Genomic DNA, 17,203 nt, shown 5'->3' with positions numbered 1-17,203 from the left:
AACCGCACCGTCTCAGCGCACCATCGAAGGTTGGGCTACCTCCCCGCCAGGCGCTCGGCCACGGCCTGCGAGACGGCGCCCGGCCCCCCGATGATGCGCACGTGGGTGGCGCCAGTCAGCGGCGGGACGGAGGCGGGCGGCAGCTGGTCGCGGCCGGTGAGCACGAGCGGGGCGCGCCACACGGCCCCCGCCGCCGCGGCCGCGAGCGCGTCGGGGTAGTCCTGACCGGAGACGACCAGGCGGGAGGCGGACGGATTGGGCATGAGTTTGGCGACGGCGGCGGCGGTGGCGTACCGGTTGGGGCCCGCCACGCGCTGCACTTGGGCGCCGGGGACGACGGCGGCGAGTTCGGCCGCGACGGCCGGGCTGACGGCCGCGTCGGCGCCGACTATCCACACCTTTTGCGGCGCCAGGCGCTGCAGTTCAGCCCGCACGGTGGTGTCTAGGTGTTGGCCGTCGGTAAGCAGCACGGGCGCTCCGCTCGCCCCGGCCACCGCCGAGACGGCGAGGGCATCGGCGAAGGTCTGCCCGTTAGCGAGGAAGACGGCTGGGGTGGTGGGGAAGGCGTAGGCGGACAGGGCGGCGGCGGTGGCGTACCGGTTGGGGCCGGCGACGCGGTGGACGCGGGCCTGCGGCACGGTGGCGCGCACGTCGGCCACGACGGTCTCGCTGAGGGAGCCGGGGCCGCCGACGATGACGACTTGGTGGGGGCGCAGGCGGCGTAGTTCTCCGCGCACCAGTTCACTGAGGGTGGCGGGATCGCTCAAGAGCACGGGGCCGCGTTCGTGACCCGCGGCCGAGCCGGCGGCCAGGGCGTCGGCGAAGGTCGTGGTGGAGGCGAGGTAGATGGTGCCCTCGCTTTGCGCGAAGGCTTGGGAGAGGCGGACGGCGGTGTCGATGCGGCTGGTCCCGGCGAGGCGTTCGATGTGGAGCCCGGCAGGCACTCGGGGGCCGCGCATCTTGGTTTCGACCCGGTTCAGGAGGTCCTCCCATTTGGTCATGAAGCCGTTGCCGGGGCACGTGGTGGCGTTGCTGGGGACGTGGCGGTGGGGCAGGATGGTGGGCACGGTGGAGGTGCCGAGGCGGGTGGTCAGCTGCATGGTGCCGCGGGGGGCGACGCCTGCTTGCTGGAGTTTGAACGCGAGGACGTCGGCGATGGCGTCGAGGGCGGCGGGGCTGGGGGTGAGGTGAGAGTGGTCGCCCAGGAGGGAGATACCGAAGGTTTCGTCGTTGGCACCGAGGGCGTGGGCACCTTGGGAGGTGACGGTGTAGACGTCGCCGCGCCGTCCTTGCCAGGCGTTGCCGTACTTGTCGACGAGCACGTTGTAGCCGATGTCTCCCCAGCCGAGGGTGACGGCGTGATAGTGGTAGATGCCGCGGAGGATGCCCGGCACATCGGCGGCACTGTAGTTGTTGGTGCCTGCCGTGTGGTGGACGACGGCGCCCTCCACTCGGATCGGGTCGACGCCCCAGTCGTTCCAGCTTTCGTTGGCTCCCCATTGGGCGCGGGTGTGGATGACGGGGCGGGCGGCCGCGGTGGTTAGGTCGGCGGCGGGATTGGTGCCGCTGAGGGGAGCGATTGACTGCTCGGGGGCGGGGACGGGATCTACCTGCCCGGCGTCGTCGACGTCGATGACGCGAATGTTGGCGTCGGTGACCTGCCCGCCGGGGATGGGGGTCAGTTGCAGTTCGGCGCTGGCGGCTCCGGTGACGAAGTAGGGTTCGGTGCCGACCAGGCCGGAGTCGGTTTCTTCGATTTCTAGTTCGTAGGGGTCTGCGCCGGGCACCGTGATGCGGGCGCTTTGGACGCCGTCGCCGTGCCAGGTGGCGGCGAGGACGCAGGTGTGGCAGGTCAGGGGCACGGCGAAGGTGGCGTCTTGCGCGGGGGCGGCCAGCGGCCGGAGGGTCGCGCCGGGGTCAGCTGGGCTGGTGCTTGGCAGTTCGATGGGCAGGAGGGTTTCGACGACGGCGGGCGGGGTGGGGCTGTCTACGACGTTACCTGCCGGGGCTGCGGCAGGGGTGCTGGGGGGCAGCGCGAGCGCCGTGACGGCGGGCATCGTCAGGGTGACGGTGAGGAAGGCAATGAGGCGACGCATGATTCTCCTGACTGGCGGGTGGGACGATTGTCCCGCGCCCGCCCGCGCCGCGGTGCCTCCCGCCCGCAAAAGCGGTACAGCCCACACGGACACACAGTATTTGCGCGGGCAAAGATCTTCCCAAAGTAATTAAGTAAGCGTAGCCTTGCCATATGAGCACTAGCGAAGAACTCCCCGGCGGCAACCGCCCCGTCAGCGCCGCCGCTGGCCACTGGGTTCTGGCCCGCGCAGGCAAGCGCGTCCTGCGCCCGGGCGGAGCAGCCCTCACCACCGCCCTCCTGCAACACGCCCACCTCCCCGCCGCCGACGTCATCGAGTTCGCTCCCGGCCTCGGTCGCACTGCCGGCGAAATCGTCACCCATCGCGTGCGGTCCTACACCGGGATAGACCAAGACCCAGTGGCCGCCACCCGCGTTGGCCGCCTCGTCGCCGCGCACGGCACCTGCCAGCAGGGCGACGCCCGCGCCACCGGCCTGCCCCCCGCCAGCGCCGACGTCGTGGTCGGGGAAGCCATGCTGACCATGCAGGGGGAACGGGGAAAGCAGGAAATCATCGCCGAGGCGGTGCGATTGCTGCGCCCCGGCGGCCGCTACGCCATCCACGAGCTCGCCCTGGTGCCCGACGACGTCGATCCCGCGGTCGCCACCGAGATCCGCGGGGCCCTCGCGCGGTCGATCCGCGTCAATGCCCGCCCGCTCACGGTGGCCGAATGGTCCGCCGCCCTGCAAGCCGCTGGCCTGGAGGTCGAATGGAGCGCCACCGCCCCCATGGCCCTGCTCAACTTCCGCCGCAACCTCGCCGACGAAGGCCTGGGTGGGGTGGCCCGCATCTTGCGAAATGTGCTGACCAACCGCGACCTGCGTCGCCGCATCCTCGCCATGCGGCGCGTCTTCTCCCGCTACCGCCGCTCCCTCGCGGGGGTGGCAATCGTCGCCCGTAAACCCTAAGGAGGAACTGTGTCCGACCAACTCACTGTCATTGCGGACCTCGCAGAGCTGACTGCCGTTCAGGACGACTCCACGGTCTCGCGCACCGTCCTGAAAGCCGAAGGTGCCCGCTGCGTTCTCTTTGCCTTCGATGCCGGACAGGTACTCACGGAGCACACGGCCGCCATGCCGGTGCTCATCACGGTGCTCTCCGGTGCCCTACGGGTGATGGCCGACGGGCAAGACGTCGTGTTGCGGCCGGGCGGGGTGATCCACATGACCACCCGCCTGCCGCACGCGGTGGAAGCCCTGGAGCCCACCAAGATGGCGCTCTACATGCTGGACCCCCGCCAAAAGCCCGCGGAATAACCCGCGGGCTGCGGTGGTTACCTTGCCATGCGAAAGAAAATTGGCTTTCTGTCCTTCGGACACTGGCGCGACACCCCCGGCTCCGCCACCCGGTCAGCCGCCGACTCGCTGCTGCAGGGCATCGAACTGGCGGTAGCGGCCGAAGAGCTCGGCGTGGATGGCGCCTACTTCCGGGTCCACCACTTCGCCCAGCAGCAGGGTTCGCCCCTGCCACTGCTGGCCGCCATCGGGGCCCGCACCAGCCGCATCGAGATCGGTACCGGCGTCATCGACATGCGCTACGTCAACCCGTGGATCTTCGCGGAGGACGCCGGGGCGGCAGACCTCATTGCCGGCGGCAGGCTCCAGCTTGGACTGTCGCGGGGATCACCAGAGCAGGTAGTCGACGGCTGGCGCTACTTCGGTATTGCGCCCCGGGAAGACGAGTCGGTGGCAGACATGGCCCGCCGCGTCACGCTCGAAACCCTGCACGCCCTGGAGGGCGAGCACTTCGCCGAGCCAAACCCCGAGCCCATGTTCCCCAACCCGCCCGGGCTGCTGCGGCTGGAGCCGTACGCCCCGGGTCTGCGCCAGCGCATCTGGTGGGGCTCCATCTCCGACGGCACCGCGGTTTGGGCCGCCAAGAACGGCATGAACCTGATGAGCTCGACCCTAAAGACGGACGAGACCGGGGAGCCGTTCCACGTGCAGCAGGCCAAGCAGATTCGGGCCTTCCGCGCCGAGTGGGACAAGCACAACCACGGTTTCGCCCCGCGCGTGTCTGTCTCGCGGTCTATCATCCCGCTGGTCACCGCCCAGGATCGTTCCTACTTCCTGCCAGGAGCGAGCGCCGAGACCACTGACCAGGTTGGTTTGCTCGAATCGGTCCGCTCGGTCTTCGGTCGTTCCTACATCGCCGAGCCCGACGTGCTTATCGACCAGCTCCGGCAAGACGAGGCCATTGCGGAGGCAGACACCCTGCTGATCACCATTCCCAACCAGCTCGGTGTCGACTACAACGCGCACCTGCTGGACTCGATTGTGCGGCACGTCGCCCCAGGCCTCGGCTGGCGCTGAGGCGGTGCGGCAGCGCGACCATCCGGGTCCACCGACCCGGATGGTCGCCCCAGTTGGCCACGGGGAAGGCTCATCTGGCGTATATGACGCTTAAGGCGCTGTGGTACCCAGTTAGGGCGGGCCAGTGCAGGCGCGGCGCCGGAGCAACGCTGGCACAGCACCGGGGGTGGCGGCAGGAACCCACCGCCGCCCCCGGCCCGCGCTACTTGAGCGAACCGCGCATGACGCCGGAGATCACCCACCGCTGCGAGAAGATGTAAACCAGCAGCAGCGGCGCCATCGCCATGAGATACGACGAGAAGGCCACCGAGTAGTCGGTGTTGTACTCGCCCTGGAAGACGTACTGCGCCAGCGCCAGGGTGCGGCTGGACGGGGCGGTCAGCACCACCAGCGGCATGATGAAGTCATTCCAGGCCCACACGCACGTCAGGATGCCCACCGTGGCGTTCATGGGGGTCAGCAGCGGGAAGATTACCTTCCAGAACACGCCCCACGTGCTCGCCCCATCCACCCGTGCCGCTTCCTCCAACTCGATCGGAATGGACCGAATATAGGCGGTGTAGATGAAGATGTTGAGACTAAGCCCGTAAATCGTATAGAGCACGATGAGCCCGGCCTGATTGTCCAGGTGCAGCAAGGCGGTCTGCTTCACCAGCGGCAGCATGATGATCGGGAAGGGAATGAACAGCGCGGCCAACAGGTAGAAGTAGACGCCCTTGAAGAATTTCCGGTCGAGATTGCGGGCGATGGCGTAGGAGACCACCGAGCTGGTGAGCAGCGTGAAGACAACCGCCCCCACCGTGATCAAAGCCGTATTGGTCAACGCCTGCGGGAACTTGGCCCGCTGCCAGGCTTCGGCAAAGTTCTCCCACCGCACCGATGTCGGCCACTCGAAACCGGATCCCTGCGCCACCTGCTCCGGCGACTTCAGTGCCACCACCACCGCCAGGTAAAGCGGAATCAGCACCGTCAATGAACACACGGCGATCAGTGCAGTCGCCCACCAGTTAACGTTGCGGCGTTCCCGGCGGAACCTGCCGCCGCCCCCGGCCGTCCGTGGTCCCGCTTGCTGCGGCAAAGCTTGCACCGCCATCAGAAATCAGCCTCTCGGTTTTGCAGGGTCTTCAACTGTGCCAGCGAGACCACGGTGATCACGAGGAAGAAGACGACGGCGTTGGCCGTCTGGTACGCGAACTCCCCGCCAGCGAAACCGCTGCGGAAGATCAGCAGGGTCACCGATTCGGTGGCCGTGCCGGGGCCGCCCTGTGTCAGGGACATGATCGGGTCGAAGACCTGCAGGTATCCCTTCAGGCTGAGCACCACGTTGATGGTGAAGAACGCCCCGATCAGCGGGAAGGTGATGGAGCGGAAGCGCCGCCAGGGGGAGGCCCCATCCAGTTCCGCCGCCTCGTACACCTCAGTCGGGATAGTTTGCAGCCCCGACAGGTAGATGATGATGGCAAAAGCGCAGCCCTGCCATACCGCGAGCGCCACAATCGCCAGCCACGCCCATGTCTCGTTGGTCAGGATGTTGTCGGCAAAGAGGGGAATGTTGGCCAACAGCTTCGGCAGCGAGTTGGAAAACAGGAACTGAAACACGTAACCGATGACCAGCACCGGCAGCACGTACGGCACGAAGTAGACGCCGCGGAAGAAGCTGCGGGCCCGGATCTTGGCGTTCAGCCCCAAGGCTATCGCCAGTGCGATCACGTTGGTCAGGACCGTAGCAACGAGCGCGAACAGGAAGGAAAAGCCGTAGGCCCCGAGCGCACGATCGTCCTGGAAGAGGTTGAAATAGTTCTCCAGCCCGACGAACCGCCAGTTGCCGTAGCCGGCGTAGTTTGTGAAGGAGAAGAACACCCCAATCAGCACCGGCACCGTGTGGAATAGGGCGAACAGAATGACCGCGGGCCAGACCATCCAGTAGAACGTGCGATCGGCCAGGCGCCGTCGCGGCGCCAGCCGCACCGGGGCAGTTGCGGACGCCATGTCACTCCTCCTCTTGCTCTTGCATGGGAATGGTGCGGGCCGCGACCTTGGCCCACTCCTTGTCGAGGGTGGCGAGCGCCTCCGCGGCGTCCCCGTCGAACAGGAACTGTTGCACCGTGTTGGTCAGCGGAATGGCGGCGGGCACCTGGTGGTCTATGAATCCGGTGATCCGGCCGTCGGCGAAGTAGGGGGCAACAGAGGTGATCGCCGGGTCGTCTGGCAGCTGTGCGCCCTGCACCGACGGGATCATGTTCTGGGACGCGGCGAACCGTTGGATCACGTCCCGCGAGAACATGAACTCGATGAAACGCATGGCCTCCCGTGGATGTTTGGCGTTCTTCGGCATGGTCACCACGATGTCCACCCCCGTGACCAGGAGGCGGTCGTCCGGGCCGCCGGGCGCCGGGTAGGGGAAGATGGCGGCGTCGATGTCCGGGTTGATTTTCTTCACCGGGCTCAGGGCCCAAATGCCCTGCAGCAGCATCGCCGCCTCGCCGTTGGCAAACAGCGCCGAGCCGTCGTCGTAGTTCGCCCCCCGGTAGCCGTCTTGGGTGTACTGGTACAGCTGGGCTTGCCGCGCCAGCACGTCGGCAAAGTCGCGGGAGAACGACGTCGGCGAGTCCGGTGTCAGCTCCTCACCGGCGGCCCGCAGCTTGCCGAAGAAGTCGTCCTGTGCGGCGTAGGCTCCCAGCCCGTTCCACGACGGCAGCCCCGTCCAGGCATCCGCCAACGTCCCCGCAAACGGCGCGATCCCTGCCGCCTGCAGCTTGTCGCATACGGCGATCAGTTCGTCCCACGTCTCGGGCACTTCAAGGCCTTGCTCGGCGAAGATCTGCCGGTTGTAGATGATGCCGTTGGCGTTGTTGACGTAACCCAAGCCGTTGACCTCGCCCGGCACCTCACCCAGGTCCTCAAGGATCTGCTGAACCGACGGGTTGATGGTTTGCAGCACCGGCTCGGCCGAGAAGTCGTAAAACACCCCCGATTCGGCGAGCTTGCCGAAGTTGCCGTTGGCGTTCAACGTGATGATGTCCGGCACCCGGTCCTTCACCAGGAGGGTGCGGATAGCGGTCTCTGAGTCGGCGGCCTGATCCATCTCTATGCGAATGTCCGGGTTGGCTGCCTCAAACTCGTCAACAATCTGCTGGAAGTCCTCGATCGCCTCTCCCTTGTATTGGAAGAAACGAAGCGTGACCACTCCGTCTTCGGCCCCACACCCGGCCACACTGGCGGCGAGAACCAGTCCCGTCGCCGCGATAGCCGCGCTGACTGCCTGTCTTTTCATGCGCGCCTCCTTACGCTTCACATTGCGGTCAGTTCAATGACTGTGGCTTGCTGCGGGTACTGCACCGGCGGCCGCAGGCCGACCTCCGCCAACTGCGCGCCCGTCAGGCAGATGTCGTCCGTGGCCCAGGCCAAGGGAGATTGGGCGGGCTCTTGCCGCCAGCCGCCGGGGCTCGCAACCGTCAACCGGTAGGTACGCTGGGCAGCCAGGCCGGGCAGCCGTACCCGCCCGGGCGGCGCGGAAACCGAGGTCGCCACCTGGGTGAAGGCGAAGAATGCCTGGGACTGGTCGGCGGCGACCACGCCCCGCACGTCTAGCGCGGGATCGGCGGTATCGGCGTGCACCAAGACGCCACTGGCCACCAGGGGACGTACCCGTTTCGCCAATGCCACCCAGTCGGCCACCGCTTGCCGTTCGGTGGCCGACAGCGTCGTCAGGTCCCACTCGATGCCGAAATGCCCGAAGAGCGCCACCGCACCCGCCAGTCGCAGGTCTACCGTGCGCCCGGTGGAGTGCACCCGCGGGGAGGTCAGGTGAGTCCCCAGCATCTCGGGCGGCACCACGAGGCCGGTGTAGGCCTGAATGGGGAGGCGCTCCAGCGGGTCGAGGCAGTCCGAGGTCCACACGCGGTCGGTGCGGGCCAGGATTCCCAGGTCCACGCGGGCCCCACCGGATGCACAGCTTTCGATCTCCAGGTGCGGGTGCTTGGCTTTCAGGCGGTCCAGCAGTTCGTAGAGCGCCAGGGTCTGTGCCTGGGCCAGGTGCTGGCCGCCCGGGCCACTCGCCGCCTCCACGAGGTCGCGGTTGTGATCCCACTTCAGGTAGCTGATCGGATAGGCCACCAGCAGCGCGTCTAGGCGGGCGAAAAGATAGTCGGCAACCGCGGGCAACGTCAGGTTCAGGACTTGCTGCTGGCGGGCCACCGGGGGCAGGGCGGTGCGGGCCTGGAGGACCCAGTCGGGGTGGGCGCGGGCGAGGTCCGAGTCGGGATTGACCATTTCCGGTTCCACCCAGAGCCCGAACTCCATGCCCCGTTCGCGCACGTGTTCGATCAGGGGTCCGAGGCCCATCGGCCATACGTCCGGGTCCACGTACCAGTCCCCGAGCCCTGCCGTGTCGTCGCGCCGATGCAGGAACCACCCGTCGTCCAGGACGAAGCGCTCGACCCCCACCTCGGCAGCGGCGTCGGCGAGGGCGGTGAGGCGGGCAAGGTCGTGCGCGAAGTAGACGGCCTCCCACGTGTTCAGCGTGACGGGACGGGGGCGGCGCGGATGGGCGGGCCGGGCCCGCCACTCGGTGTGAAAGCGGGCCGCGAGCGCGTTGAGTCCCTCGCCCCAGGAGGCGTACAACCAGGGGGTGGTCAGTTGTTGGCCGGGGGCGAGGCAGACTTCTCCTTGCAGGTAGAGCGCGCCACCGGCCAGGAAGGACTGCCCGGTGGTGGTGCGCTCGACGTAGAGCCGGTGGTTGCCGGACCAGGCGACGTGCGCACCGTAGACCCGGCCGTGGGTGAAGCCGAAGCCGGGTTGCCCGGCGGCCAGTAGCACGGTGGCGTCTGCCCCGGGTCGTCCGCGGCGGGAGGTGCGTTCGTAGGTGCCGTAGGTGAGATGGTGGCGTTGCGGGCTGCGTTCGCGGAGGTGACGGCCGGTGGTGTCGAGGATTTCGGTGGCGTGCCAGGGCAGCGGTAGCCCGGGTTCTAGGCGGGCGACGGCGTAGGGGGTGGTCCCGGTGTTGGTGAGGGTGAGCCGTTGCCCGACGAGTCCCCCGGCACCGATGGTGAGGTCGACAGCTAAAGCCAGTTCGGCTTCTGGGTCGGTCAGGTGCAGGGTGGCTGTGGTTGCATCGTAGTGGCCGCCTACCAGGGTGAACCGGGCCGAGACGTGGCCGCCGTCGCGGTGTCCTTCGAGGGTGGGGGTGCCGAGCCAGCCGGTGGCGGGGGTGGCGACGAGGCTGTGGGGAGCGGTCTCGTCCAGGCCGCCGGAGACGCGTTGCAGGCGGGCAGCGCGGGCGAGGCTGGTCAAGGTGGCCGTCTGCGCCGACCCAAGATCCGGGCCCCAGTGGGTGATGGTCAGGGTGGACAGGTCGAGCAAGAGGCAGGTGCCAGCGTTGCGCAGGTAGATGATGCTCGTGTCGCCGGGAGTGAGACGCATTTAATAGTTTTACGACAAAAGTAATAGGGCTGTCAACGCGTTTTCGCGTCCGGTAACGTGGCCCCTACCAGCCGCAGCCACCACAACTCCGAGGGATGCCGTGTCCAGTGAAGTCGCCCTCGTGCGCGAGGTCCTCATCCACGGCCCCATCTCCCGGGCCGCCCTCACCGGGCGCCTCGACCTCTCGCCCGCCTCCCTGACCCGGCTCGCTAAACCTCTGCTTGACGTCGGCATCCTGCACGAGTTGCAGGAACTGCCCAGCGGGGACGTGGGCCGTCCCTCCCGCCCCCTGGCCATCAACCCCGACCTAGGGGACTTCGTCGGCATCAAACTCACCGGCGAACAGCTGTACGCGGTGCGCACCGACATGCACGCCACCATCCAGGCCCGCCTGGACACGGCGCTGCCCGACCGCCGCCCGCAGGCCGTCGCCCGGGCGATCACCGCCGCCGCCACCACCCTCGCCACCCCGCGCACCCAAGGCGTCGGCCTGAGCCTGGGCGGTTTCCCCACCCGCGGCGTCGTCCACCACGCCCCCTTCCTGAACTGGCGGGAGGTGGACCTGGCCCGCCTGCTGCGGCCCGCTCTCTCCCTGCCCACCACCATCGAGAACGACCTCGTGGCCCTGGCCGAGTTTCATCGGTGGTTCGGGGTCGGCCGCAGCCTGCCCGGCTTCACCGTCATCACCCTGGGTGCCGGAGTCGGCTACGCACTGGCCGCCAACGGGGCCGTGGTGCGCACCCCCGACGCCGGGGTCGGCAGCGTCGGCCACCTTCCGCTCGCCCCCGACGGCCCCCGGTGCGCGGCCGGGCACCCCGGCTGTTCGCAAGCCCTCCTGACCTCGCCAGCCATCGCGGCCCGAGTGTCTGCCGTGCTGGGCCGAGAGGTCTCCTTCCCCGAGGTCCTCTCCCTAGCCGCCGCCCACCAGGGGCCCGCCTGGCGCGAGGTGCAGGCGGCAGGCAAGGCCCTCGGCACTCTCATCGCCTGGGCCGCCAACCTCACCCATCAGGCGGTCACCGTCGTCGGCGGGGAAGGCATCGGGTTGTATCCGCTGGTGGCCGACGTCGTCGCCGAGAGGCTGCAGGCCCTGCGTCCACCCGCCGGGGACCGCATCGCCATCCACCTCGACGACTCCAACTTCTTCGGCTGGGCGCGCGCCGCCGCCGTGGTGGCCATCCAGGAGTGGGTACTCAACCTGCCCCGCGGGACCGCCCCCAGCCACCCCCGCCCCTAATTTGCCCCAAATGCCCTCCAACCCGGGGCGCTTGCGGGGCGGGCCGCCCCTTGGCGATCCGGCCACCAGAGACAATGCTGTATCCGATCTACTTCAGAAATGGAATAACTCCGCATGCCCGCCTTCCGCTCACGTTTCGCCGCCTTAGCTCTGGCCGTCAACGTGGCCGCTGCAGGCTGCAGTGCCGGGGCCACCGAACCGGCGCAAACCCCGACCACTGCGGCCCCAGTCCCCGCCGTCAACACCGAAGCCACCGCCCGGTCCTTCATTCCTGCGGATGCGGACCCCGGCCCTGCCCTGCCCGCCGCAGGCATCCACTCGGTCATTACCGAAAACCTGGAGGCCCCCCGCTGGTTCCTGCAGACCCCCACCATCGATGGGCTTGAGGCATTCAACACCCTGGTTGACACCGAACTGGAGGATGCCCGGCAACGTTTTGCCACCGACCACACCAACGTCGACAAGGCCGTGTTCAACGCCCGCTGGCAGCTGTCGCAGCGTTCCGGCCCGTGGATCACCGTCCTGGTAACCCGCGAGACGTTCGCCGGAGCCGGGTGGGGCAGCGAGTTCACCAGCTACGTCGCCAACGTTGACACCCTGGGCGCCTCGACTTCGGCCCGGCTCGTCGCGCCTGACAAGTTCCAGCAATTGGTGGAGATCACGGCGGCAGCCATCACCAAACTGCAGGGGAGGGAACCGCTGCGGGAAGAGGGGACCTGGCCGGCCGCCATCGGCACCCAGCTGGCCCGCTCCCTGGTGCCCGACGTCGACGGAGACCTGCTGGTACAGGTCGCCCCGGGCGTGCTCACCGCCTACTCTGACGGAGCGTTCATCGTCGAGATTCCCCAACAGGAAGCCACCGGCCTGCTCACCGCTGACGGGGCCGCCTGGCTGGCGGTGGGCATCGCCGCACAGGAGCCGGCGGCTCTGCCGGAAGAACCGGAAGCGCCCGAGCCGGAGCCCACACCTTCCGCGTCGCCCACCACCGACTTGTCCACAGTCGAACCGGATCCCGTCGCCCCCGCAGCCGCGCAGCCGGCCCCCGGGGCGGAGGTCGATTGCGCTGCCGTGGCGTGTGTGGCTCTCACTTTCGACGACGGCCCCGGTCGGCACACCGACCGGCTACTCGACACGTTGCGGGATGCGCAGGTGCCAGCCACCTTCTTCATTCTCGGCTCGGCCATCGCCGGGAAGGAAGCGACCTTGCAGCGCATGGTGCAGGAAGGACACGCGCTCGGTAACCACACCTGGGACCACCCGGACCTGACCGGACTGAGCCCAGCGCAGGTCGAAGAACAACTGCGGTTGACGAACGACGCGATCCTGGCCGCCGCCGGGGTGGCCCCGACTTCGCTCCGGCCACCCTACGGCGCCTTCGTCCCCGGCCAGACCCCGAGCGGGCAGCTGCCGGTGGTGCTATGGGACGTGGACACCGAAGATTGGAAGAATCGCAACGTCGCCGAGACAACGAAGCGGGCCGTCACCGGGGTCAAACCGGGATCCATCATCCTGCTACACGACATCCACCCGACCTCGGTCGACGCGGTGCCGGGAATCATCCACAAACTGCAAGAGGCCGGGTACGTCTTCGTCACCGTCCCCACGCTGCTGGGACAGATGGAACCGGGGGCCGTCTACTACTCGCGTTGAGGCTCGGGGTGGATTGAGGGTGTTCGCCCCTCCCAGGGCTGTGGCCGGGGGAATATCGTCTTGGACGTCCAGTGATCAAAAACTGCAAGGAGATGGAACATATGCGTAGGACCCTGGCTACTTTCGCGGCCCTCGGTCTGGCTTTCTCGCTCACCGCGTGCGGCGACGACAAGGCTGCCACTGAGGCTGCCACCCCGCAGGTGGTGGCCAGCGAGCAGACCGCCATGGACGGTGAAGAGACCCACGAGCACACCGAGGGCGACGGCCACGACCACGCCGACGACAAGGCTGACGGCGACAAGATGGCCGCCGACATTGACGCCAGCAAGATGACCTGCGACGACCTGGCCAAGATCACCGACGCGGACAAGATGGAGGCCACCTACCTGGCGCTGACCAAGGCCGCGGGCAAGTCGCCGGAGGACGACAACGATATCCTCGACGTGTCCACCAAAGTCACCGAATTCTGTGCCCAACCGGATAACCTGGGTAAGCCGATCGTCGAGAACCTGAAGTAGTGAGTAGTGGGGCCCGGCACTGGCCGGGCCCCACACCCCACGAATCGCCCTCGCCTGCGCGGGGGCGGTTTTGGCGTTCCTGTCCCACCTAGTTGCGAAACGAAACCGCTGATGCGCGTCGTAACCTTGCCGTTGCCAGCTGCGGCCGCGCTGCTGGCTGCGCTGGTAACCGTGTTCGCGGTGTGGTTGTGGCGGGAATACCGGGGCGCCAAGCAGCGGGAGGCTACCCGCCAGCTGGCGCAAATGTCGCAGGCCAAGGCCGTGGCGGAGGTGGAGCACGACCTCGCGACGCAGCGCGAACGCCACACCGCCGCCATCGCGCAGCTGGAGAGCGAGGTGACGTCGGCGCACGACACCCAGGTGGCGGTGTGGGAGCACCTGTCGAAGTCGCTGGCCAGCGAGCTGGCCTCCCGGCGCCAGCTGGTGGCGGCGGTGGCCTCGCTGGGGATTGATGCGCTGGTGGCCAGTCATCTCCATTTTTTGACCACCGATCCGCGCGCGCCCCGGCCGCGGGTCTGCCGGGTGGATCACCTGGTGGTCACCGACCAGTTCGTGCTGTTGATCGAGCACCGGGACTGGCAGGGCGTGGTGTTCGACGCCCGCCAGCCGAGCCGGGTGCACGCGATGCTCAGCGATCTGGTGGACGAGTCGGAGCTAGAGACCGAGTTCGCGGTTCGCCTGGAGCGCGAGAATCAGGGCGCGATCGCGGTGCAGCGCTTCACCGACATCGGCGCCCCGCGGGCCGCGGCCCGGGAGAAGGCCACCCAGCTCGCCCAGCACCTGGGGTCCAGCGGGACCGAGGTGCCGTGGATCAACACGTGCGTGTTCTATTCGCAGTCCGGGGCCCGGGTGTTGGTGGGCGACGGGCAACGCGGGCACCGGGGGCAGGCCCACACGTTCGTGGCGGTGCGGGAGCGCGGCATCGCCCGCATCATCGGGCAACTGGTGGAGCTGTATGGGACCGACGACAACCCCCAGCTGGTGCGGCAGCTCGGGCCCAGCCTGGAGAAGATAGCCACCGACATGTGCGGGGTCGGGCGGTGGGCCAGCAAGTGGCCCGACCTGCGCCGCTGAGGCCGCGCGCCGCCAAGGCGGGGCGGGAGCCCGGCCGTGCCGGTGGTCGGCGCGCTGCGGCGCCCGGGGGCGGGCACCGCCGGGGAGGCGGTTTGCGGCCCGTGTCGATTTCGTGGCGGCCCGTTCGTCGAAGCAGTGTCAGGATGTTGTTGACGAGAGGAACGATCATGCCCGAGTACCTGTTGAGCATGTTTGACGACGAGAGCTGGCACGAGCAGGCCGGCGAGGAAGACTGGCAGGCCGAGCTGCAGTTGCATGAGGCTTTCGCCGCGGCCGTGGAGGCGGCCGGCTGCCAGATCACCGGCGGGGCGGCGCTGCAACCGCAGGCGACAGCCACGACAGTCCACCGCGTCGGCGGCGAGGTGACACTCAGCGACGGCCCGTTTGCCGAGACGAAGGAGTGCCTGGGCGGCTTCTACCTGCTGCAGGCCCCGGACCTGGACACGGCGGTGCGGTTGGCGCGGCAGTGCCCAGCGGGCCACGTCGAGGTGCGCCCGGTGGTGAACCTGGAGCAGTACGAGTAACGCGCGGCAGTGGAGACCCTCGAGGAGGCGTACCGGCGCTGCCGCCCACACGTATTGGCGGCGACGGCGCGCCTCACCCACGACCTGGACCTGGCCGAGGAGTGCGTGCAGGAAGCCTGCATGCGGGCGCTTACCAGTTGGCGGGAGCAGGTGCCCGCTAATCCGGCGGCGTGGCTGACGACGACCGCCCGCAACCTGGCGATCGACCGGTTGCGGCGGGAGGCGACCTGGCGGCGGAAGCTGCCGCTGCTCGTCGTCGACACCGAGCCGGATGATGAGCCGGGTCTGGACCTGCTGCGGCTGATGTTTGTGTGCTGCCACCCGGCGCTCGCGCCGCCTGCCCGTTTGGCACTGACCTTGCGGCTGCTCGGAGGTCTGTCGGTGGAAGAGATCGCGGCGGGGCTGCTGGTGCGCCCGGCCACGGTGGCGGCCCGTATCACGCGCGCCAAACGCAAGATCGCGGCGGCTGGCCTGCCGTTCGTGGTGCCGTCCGGCCCGGAGCTCACGCACCGGTTGGACGACGTCCTCGCCGTCATCTACCTCATCCACACGGCCGGGCACGCCCCCGCGGACGGTCAGACGGCGGTGCGGGGCGACCTGGCGGCCAAGGCTCGCGAGCTGGCGCGCCTGCTGGTGGGATGTCTGCCGGAGTCGGCCGAAGCCGTCGGGCTGCTGGCTTTGTGCCTGCTGGACGACGCTCGGGCGCCCGGGCGGCACCACCCCGAGGCGGGCATGGTGTTGCTGGCGGACCAGGACCGGAGCGGCTGGGACCCGGCCCTGCGCCTGGCGGGCCTGGCAACGGCCACGCGCGCCCTGCGGCTCGGGATCTCGGCGGGCCAACTGGGGCGGTACACGCTGCAGGCGGCGATCTCGGGGGTGCACGCCCAGGCACCAAACGCGGCGGCCACCAACTGGGACGCGATCCTCACGCTATACGACGGCCTGCTGCGGGTCTGGCCGAACCCGGTGGTGGCACTCAACCGGCTCGCAGCCGCCAGCCTCGCGCCCGGGGCAGACCTGGCGGCGATCCTGGCCGAGCTCGACCAGCTGGCGGCCAGCAGCGCGCTGCGCGACTACCGATACCTGGCTGCCACCCGGGCCGACCTGCTGCGACGCCTCGGGCGGCGCACGGAGGCGGCCTCCGCCTACACCCAGGCCCTGTCCCTGACGCGCAACGGAGCCGAACGCGGCTTCCTCCAACGGCGCCTGGCGGAGGTGACGGCGCCGGGCAGCGTATCGGATTGAATCCAAGCGCGTGCCGTGACGCAGCCGGGCCACGGCCAGCTGGGCGAACGCAGCCCGGTGGCCCGGTCTCAGACGCCGCCGCCGCGCAGCCCCGCCAGGTAAGCGGTGATGATACCGACGTCGTTCGCCTCGGCGCCCCGCAGCAACTTCCCCAACCACTTTGGGGCAATAGCGCATCCGTCTCCCGGCCTCCCCTAGGCAAGTCGTGGGAACGCGGGTAGCATCGAGATGAGTCAAAAGGGGGGTGTAATGGTTGGCAGGGAACCTAGCCGAGAAGAACACCAACGAGCAGCGACGTCCAATAAACCAAGATCGTCTCATTGAATCGTCGCTTGTATTGAGCGGGGATTCCCGGGTGCGACACCTGCAGGACGGGCTGCTCTCCTAATTACAGAGTGCCGCGTGAGCAGAAGACATGAATGACACACGCAGGTGGCGGGGCCACGTATTCATCGGTGTGAGCCTAGACGGATTCATCGCGCGCCCAGATGGGGACCTAGCTTGGTTAACCAATCCGCCAGGCCGCCGCGAGCATCTTCGTGCCGAGAGCGCCCAGCCAGCTGAGAGTTGGGAAACGTTCTTCCCCAAGATCGATCATATTGTTATGGGGCGCGGCACCTATGACACGGTGGTTGGCTTCGACGAATGGCCGGACATGTACGACGACAAAACCGTCATCGTGCTCTCCACCACGCTGCCGTGCGAGACTAGCGGGGTAACCATTGTTCGCACGCTAGGAGAAGCTGTCGACTTACTGGACGGCTGCGATGCCCGAGAGGTATATGTGGACGGAGGTCAGACCATTCAGAGTTTTCTACGCGCTGGCCTCGTCGACGAGATCACCACCTGTTGGGCGCCGATCCTTATCGGCCGAGGCCGTCGACTATTTGACACTATCGAGCGCGACGTGCTCCTGACCTTGGTCGGCAACCACACAACTGATCTGGGCATGGTTCATTCCACCTACCGCGTCGAACGACACTGACTCCCCGGGCCCCGGACTGGTTGGCACTTGTCCGTTCAGCGGCCACGGCCTGTTTTGGGCTAAGGTGCTGGCCCGCGACAGCCAGCGCGAGAACTTCCATTAGCA

15 protein-coding genes are annotated in these 17,203 nt (G+C 68.2%); 10 read left to right on the top strand and 5 right to left on the bottom strand.

Annotated features, from left to right (window positions below; all coding sequences use genetic code 11):
* Window positions 1–35: 35 nt before the first annotated feature.
* Entirely contained in the window at window positions 36–2,096 is a 2,061-nt protein-coding gene (locus BSZ40_RS08155; protein WP_073825111.1) for a cell wall-binding repeat-containing protein, read from the bottom strand.
* Window positions 2,097–2,248: 152 nt separating this feature from the next.
* Between BSZ40_RS08155 and BSZ40_RS08150 the strand changes: the two genes are divergently transcribed.
* From BSZ40_RS08150 to BSZ40_RS08140, 3 genes are read left to right on the top strand one after another with little or no spacing between them, the layout of a single operon-like run.
* Window positions 2,249–3,043, top strand: a complete 795-nt coding sequence (locus tag BSZ40_RS08150) for a class I SAM-dependent methyltransferase (protein ID WP_073825108.1) — start codon at window positions 2,249–2,251, stop codon at window positions 3,041–3,043.
* 9 nt (window positions 3,044–3,052) lie between these two features.
* Window positions 3,053–3,391 carry a cupin domain-containing protein gene (locus BSZ40_RS08145; RefSeq protein ID WP_073825107.1) on the top strand — a complete coding sequence of 113 codons (339 nt, stop codon included), beginning with the start codon at window positions 3,053–3,055 and terminating at the stop codon, window positions 3,389–3,391.
* A 27-nt stretch (window positions 3,392–3,418) separates the two neighbouring features.
* Window positions 3,419–4,447: an LLM class flavin-dependent oxidoreductase gene (locus BSZ40_RS08140; protein ID WP_073825104.1), complete on the top strand. Its 1,029-nt coding sequence runs from the start codon at window positions 3,419–3,421 to the stop codon at window positions 4,445–4,447.
* Window positions 4,448–4,649: 202 nt separating this feature from the next.
* On the opposite strand, the gene BSZ40_RS08135 is transcribed toward BSZ40_RS08140, so the two are convergent.
* Genes BSZ40_RS08135 through BSZ40_RS08120 form a run of 4 tightly spaced genes read right to left on the bottom strand, consistent with a single transcriptional unit; the run spans window position 4,650 to window position 9,868 of the window.
* Complete coding sequence (locus BSZ40_RS08135; protein WP_073825103.1) at window positions 4,650–5,540, bottom strand: carbohydrate ABC transporter permease; 891 nt, start codon at window positions 5,538–5,540, stop codon at window positions 4,650–4,652.
* Window positions 5,540–6,436 carry a carbohydrate ABC transporter permease gene (locus tag BSZ40_RS08130; RefSeq protein WP_073825100.1) on the bottom strand — a complete coding sequence of 299 codons (897 nt, stop codon included), beginning with the start codon at window positions 6,434–6,436 and terminating at the stop codon, window positions 5,540–5,542. The genes BSZ40_RS08135 and BSZ40_RS08130 overlap by 1 nt, the downstream gene beginning before the upstream one ends.
* Before the next feature lies 1 nt (window position 6,437).
* Window positions 6,438–7,721 (bottom strand): ABC transporter substrate-binding protein, encoded by a 1,284-nt coding sequence (locus BSZ40_RS08125; protein WP_073825099.1) that lies wholly within the window; start codon window positions 7,719–7,721, stop codon window positions 6,438–6,440.
* A gap of 17 nt (window positions 7,722–7,738) precedes the next feature.
* A complete protein-coding gene (locus BSZ40_RS08120; protein ID WP_073825096.1) occupies window positions 7,739–9,868 on the bottom strand; it encodes an alpha-galactosidase in 2,130 nt (709 codons plus the stop codon).
* Between the two features lie 100 nt (window positions 9,869–9,968).
* Here BSZ40_RS08120 and BSZ40_RS08115 point away from each other — a divergent pair, with 100 nt between their 5' ends.
* The 7 genes from BSZ40_RS08115 (at window position 9,969) to BSZ40_RS08085 (ending at window position 17,098) form a co-directional block, all read left to right on the top strand.
* Window positions 9,969–11,102: an ROK family protein gene (locus BSZ40_RS08115; protein ID WP_073825094.1), complete on the top strand. Its 1,134-nt coding sequence runs from the start codon at window positions 9,969–9,971 to the stop codon at window positions 11,100–11,102.
* A gap of 114 nt (window positions 11,103–11,216) precedes the next feature.
* Complete coding sequence (locus BSZ40_RS08110) at window positions 11,217–12,752, top strand: polysaccharide deacetylase family protein (RefSeq protein WP_073825092.1); 1,536 nt, start codon at window positions 11,217–11,219, stop codon at window positions 12,750–12,752.
* 101 nt (window positions 12,753–12,853) lie between these two features.
* On the top strand, window positions 12,854–13,270 hold the full coding sequence (locus BSZ40_RS08105; RefSeq protein ID WP_073825090.1) for an LptM family lipoprotein: 417 nt from the start codon (window positions 12,854–12,856) through the stop codon (window positions 13,268–13,270).
* A 111-nt stretch (window positions 13,271–13,381) separates the two neighbouring features.
* Window positions 13,382–14,344 carry a hypothetical protein gene (locus BSZ40_RS08100; protein ID WP_073825087.1) on the top strand — a complete coding sequence of 321 codons (963 nt, stop codon included), beginning with the start codon at window positions 13,382–13,384 and terminating at the stop codon, window positions 14,342–14,344.
* A gap of 167 nt (window positions 14,345–14,511) precedes the next feature.
* Window positions 14,512–14,868 (top strand): YciI family protein, encoded by a 357-nt coding sequence (locus tag BSZ40_RS08095; RefSeq protein ID WP_073825085.1) that lies wholly within the window; start codon window positions 14,512–14,514, stop codon window positions 14,866–14,868.
* Between the two features lie 9 nt (window positions 14,869–14,877).
* A complete protein-coding gene (locus BSZ40_RS12390) occupies window positions 14,878–16,113 on the top strand; it encodes an RNA polymerase sigma factor (RefSeq protein WP_073825083.1) in 1,236 nt (411 codons plus the stop codon).
* Window positions 16,114–16,528: 415 nt separating this feature from the next.
* Window positions 16,529–17,098, top strand: coding sequence for a dihydrofolate reductase family protein (locus BSZ40_RS08085; RefSeq protein ID WP_073825080.1), 570 nt, complete (start codon window positions 16,529–16,531; stop codon window positions 17,096–17,098).
* The last annotated feature ends 105 nt before the right edge of the window (window positions 17,099–17,203 follow it).

The sequence above is a fragment of the Buchananella hordeovulneris genome (assembly GCF_001907235.1).
Classification (GTDB): domain Bacteria; phylum Actinomycetota; class Actinomycetes; order Actinomycetales; family Actinomycetaceae; genus Buchananella; species Buchananella hordeovulneris.
The sequence above is the reverse complement of the archived record's forward strand: the minus strand, read 5'-3'. Positions and strand labels throughout refer to the sequence as shown.